General features: G+C 67.7%; 3 protein-coding genes. 1 reads left to right on the top strand and 2 read right to left on the bottom strand.

Annotated elements, in window-relative coordinates:
• Positions 1-317: 317 nt before the first annotated feature.
• Positions 318-1109: a hypothetical protein gene (locus tag QLQ12_RS46650; protein ID WP_282767523.1), complete on the top strand. Its 792-nt coding sequence runs from the start codon at positions 318-320 to the stop codon at positions 1107-1109.
• A gap of 531 nt (positions 1110-1640) precedes the next feature.
• On the opposite strand, the gene QLQ12_RS46645 is transcribed toward QLQ12_RS46650, so the two are convergent.
• Together QLQ12_RS46645 and QLQ12_RS46640 are read right to left on the bottom strand one after the other, a co-directional pair.
• Positions 1641-2102, bottom strand: a complete 462-nt coding sequence (locus QLQ12_RS46645) for a hypothetical protein (RefSeq protein ID WP_282767522.1) — start codon at positions 2100-2102, stop codon at positions 1641-1643.
• Positions 2102-3337 (bottom strand): MFS transporter, encoded by a 1236-nt coding sequence (locus tag QLQ12_RS46640; RefSeq protein WP_282767521.1) that lies wholly within the window; start codon positions 3335-3337, stop codon positions 2102-2104. Before QLQ12_RS46640 ends, QLQ12_RS46645 begins: the two co-directional genes overlap by 1 nt.
• Positions 3338-3476: the final 139 nt, after the last annotated feature.

The following is a 3476-nucleotide window of genomic DNA, read 5'->3' as shown; positions in this document are numbered from 1 at the left end:
GATGTCCAACACAGGGAAACCTGCGTCTGAGCTGAGGAGGCCCTCCGACACACCGCGGGTCAAGACCCCGCACGGCGTACACCTCGACTCAACTCACCGACCGCAACGGCCGATGCATGTCATCTCATCTGCAGCGATGTCGGCGTGGAGCGGGAGGTAGGGCAAGCTGAGTGCCGTTACAGTATTAAAGGTGCATCCAGCACGAAGATAAAGGAAACCGTAGACGCGGACGGACGGTTAGCCTAGCTGCGGCACCGTACCCACCCGGAAACCGCGATCGTCGATGCGATGGATACCCTCTCCCGGTAATTCCAATCATGGGGGAACGCTTCGTGGACCGTAAGAAGACACTCACTGCCCTGATGGCCAGCTGTGTCCTAGCCGTCGCCGGCTGCACGGACGACGGTGCCACGGCACCGGCGGCGCCCGCCGCCGACGACGCGCTGGCCCAGCTGCGGGCCGCCGCGGCCAAGACCACCTCGGTTCCCGGGCACGTGACGATGAGCGCGCCCAACGTCGAGGTGACCGGTGACACCGACGCGGCCGGCCGGGCGACGGCGCTGGTGATCACCACGGACAGCAATGGGGAAAAGACCCGGCAGGAGGTACGGGTATTCGGCGACGACGCCTACTACAAGCTGGGCAAGACGATCCTGCCGAACCTGGACGCGACGAAGTTCATCGCATTCCCGGCCGCCGACTTCGCGACCGTGTCGCTGGTTCACCTCGGTGACCCTTTCGACCCGGCCGGCGCCAAAGGCCTGACCGCCGCGGCGACCAGCGCCACCCGGGCCGGCGACGGCACCTACACCGGCACCGCCGACCTCTCCGGCGCACCCGGCGCCACCTCGCGCGGCCTGCTGCCGGGTACCGCCGAACAGCTGGAACGCGGCGGTGCGAACCTTAAGGCGGTCCCATTCGAGGCGACCGTCGACAGGCAGGGCCAGCTCACATCACTGACCGTGCGGGTTCCCGCGTACGGCAGCGCGCCAGCGCGGGACAGCCGGACCCGGTTCTCCGCACTCGGCACGCCGGTGACCGTGGCGGCACCCACCGCGGCGGAGATCACCGACGTGCCCGACAGCCTGCGCAAACTACTCGCAGGCTGAGCGCCCGCCCGGGGCCGGTCAGCTGCGGGAGGTGACCCGGACGTTGTCGGCCCGGTCGTAGGTCGCGGTTTTTCGCTGGCGTAGGTCTTGGCGTAGGCCCGCTCGTCGGTCGAGCGGTCGAGGCGCCGAACGGCCGCCATCGTTCGGGATGCGGTATGGCCTGCGATCGAACGAGTCGTTGTTGCGCTCAGTGGCGTTGATGCGCCCTTCGGGCGGCACATCGAGACCATGACGCGGGAGGGAGTGAGCGAGTACATCGGGGAGGTGCTTGCCGGTGCCGGCATCGACGTCGAAGCCCTGCTTGAGCGACGTGGAGTCAAGGAGGCTGCCGGCGAGTGGCGTGACTGGTGATTCGTTATCGCCAAGATTTCGCTATCGTCCCGCTGTTTGACCGCTGCACTTACCTGCCGCAGAGAACGCACGTGCGACTGCTCCGGGTCTGTCCGGGCACCTTCAGGCGAAAGTAGCCATCGTGATCTCTCTATCGAACGCGTTCGGCATCCAATAGATCGGATGCTTCGGTAAGGACGGCTACGAACTCATCCGCCAGGATTTGGCAACGACGACCTTAGCCTGGTCCTCGGGCGAGGGATTGTCTTCCCGCCGGACGAGGGTGAGGACTAGCTCGTCGCCGTTCAGGTAGGCGAAGCAGGTCACGTCGTCAGTGGTCGGGCCCCAGTCCATCAGCCGGAATTGCCACGGGAAGTCCGACTCGCCAACCAACTCGGCGTAGAGCAGGCGGCAGACTTCCTCCGGCGAGTGCCCGGGGAAAGGGCAGGGTCTGATGTCACGGCGGCGCACTTGCTCCGCGTCGATCCGTATGTAATGGGTGAAGGAGGGAACGTAGGCCGTGTTGTCGAAGGTGGTCAGCCATGTGCCGCCGGCCCATAGATCGACAGTGCGTAGATCGCCGGTGGCCAGGGCGGGTGGCGGTGGCCAGACCTCGCCTACCTCCACAGCTAATCTGGCTCGGTCACCGAATCGTCGCGTCATTAGTCCGCCAAAAAGTTTACGGCGCTGTCCGCCACGGCGGAGCGGATCACGAGTGGACCACGACGTCCCAGCGCCCACACGGTGAGCGCGAAGCAGCAGAGCGCTGTTCCTGTGATCGTGACCGCTGTCCAGCCGCCCGCGGACCAGAGCGTGGTCGCGGCGGCGGAGCCGATAGCAGCGCCGATGAAGTTGCCGGTGGCCAGCGCTGTGTTGAGCCGGCTGCGGGCCTTGTGGGAGAGGGCGAACAGCCGTGCCCGGTTGAGGAGGGCCTGCGTCTGGAGGGCAACGTCGATCATGATGATTGTGATGATGATGAGTACGACGGACCGGCCGGCGATCGCCGCGACGGCGAAGGCGCCGAGGGCCAGTACCCAGGCCGCGCCGGTGGCCGGCAGCGACCAGCCGCGGTCGTGCAGACGACCGCCGTGCAGGCCGGAAAGGACACCAGCGAGGCCGGCCAACCCGAGCACCCCGATCACCGTTGCCGGGTATCGGAAAGGTGGGCCGCTGAGCAGGAACGTCAGCGCCGTCCAGAACAGCGAGAACGCGGCGAACCCGGTGGCGGCCAGGACCAGCGTCCATCGCGCCGCCCGCTCGCGCACGACCACCGCGCCGACGGAGGCGATGAGCTGCCAGTACGGCATGCGCGTCCGCGGTGCCAGCGGTGGAATCGCGCGACAGAGCAGGACCGCAAGCAGGACGGCGACAACCGCGGCGAGGGCGTAGATGGCGCGCCACCCGGCGGCATCGGCGATGAACCCGCTGATGGTGCGGGAGGCCAGGATACCGGTGAGGGTCCCGGACCCGACGACGCCGACGGCCCGGCCACGGTCGGCAGCGCCGGCGAGATCGCCGGCGAGCGGTGTGAGGACCTGCCCGGAAATCGTCGTCACGCCGAGCACACCGAGTGCGAGGAGGAGTACGCCGATCGACGGCGCCAGCGCGCACAGCAGCAATGCAGCGGCTGAGGTCAGCAGCATCACGGGGACGAACCGGCGGCGGTCGAGGACGTCGCCGAGCGGCACGAGCAGCAGCACACCGACGGCGTACCCGACCTGCGTCGCGGTGACGAGCCAGCCAGCGGTCGCGGTCGCGGTGTGTAGGCCGCCTGCGATGAAGCCGAGTAGCGGCTGCGTCCAGTACAGGTTGCCGATGGCCACTCCCGCCGCCACCGCGAACAGGAACGTCAGCCGGCGGCTCATCGCCGGCGGTGGTGCCGTGCGGGGTGCTGCCACCCCGCCACGCTAAGTGCTTCAGTTCATAAGTCCTTCGGGGGTTGACGGCTCGGGGCTTCGCTGGGGCCCGTTGATGATAGGGCTGATGAGGACGTCGCAGACGAAGTCGAGGGCTTCTTCCGTGGTGCCGCTGAACCAG

Origin of the sequence: Actinoplanes sandaracinus, assembly GCF_030009775.1 — a bacterium.
GTDB classification, from domain to species: domain Bacteria; phylum Actinomycetota; class Actinomycetes; order Mycobacteriales; family Micromonosporaceae; genus Actinoplanes; species Actinoplanes sandaracinus.
This window is presented reverse-complemented; position numbering and strand designations above follow the sequence as displayed.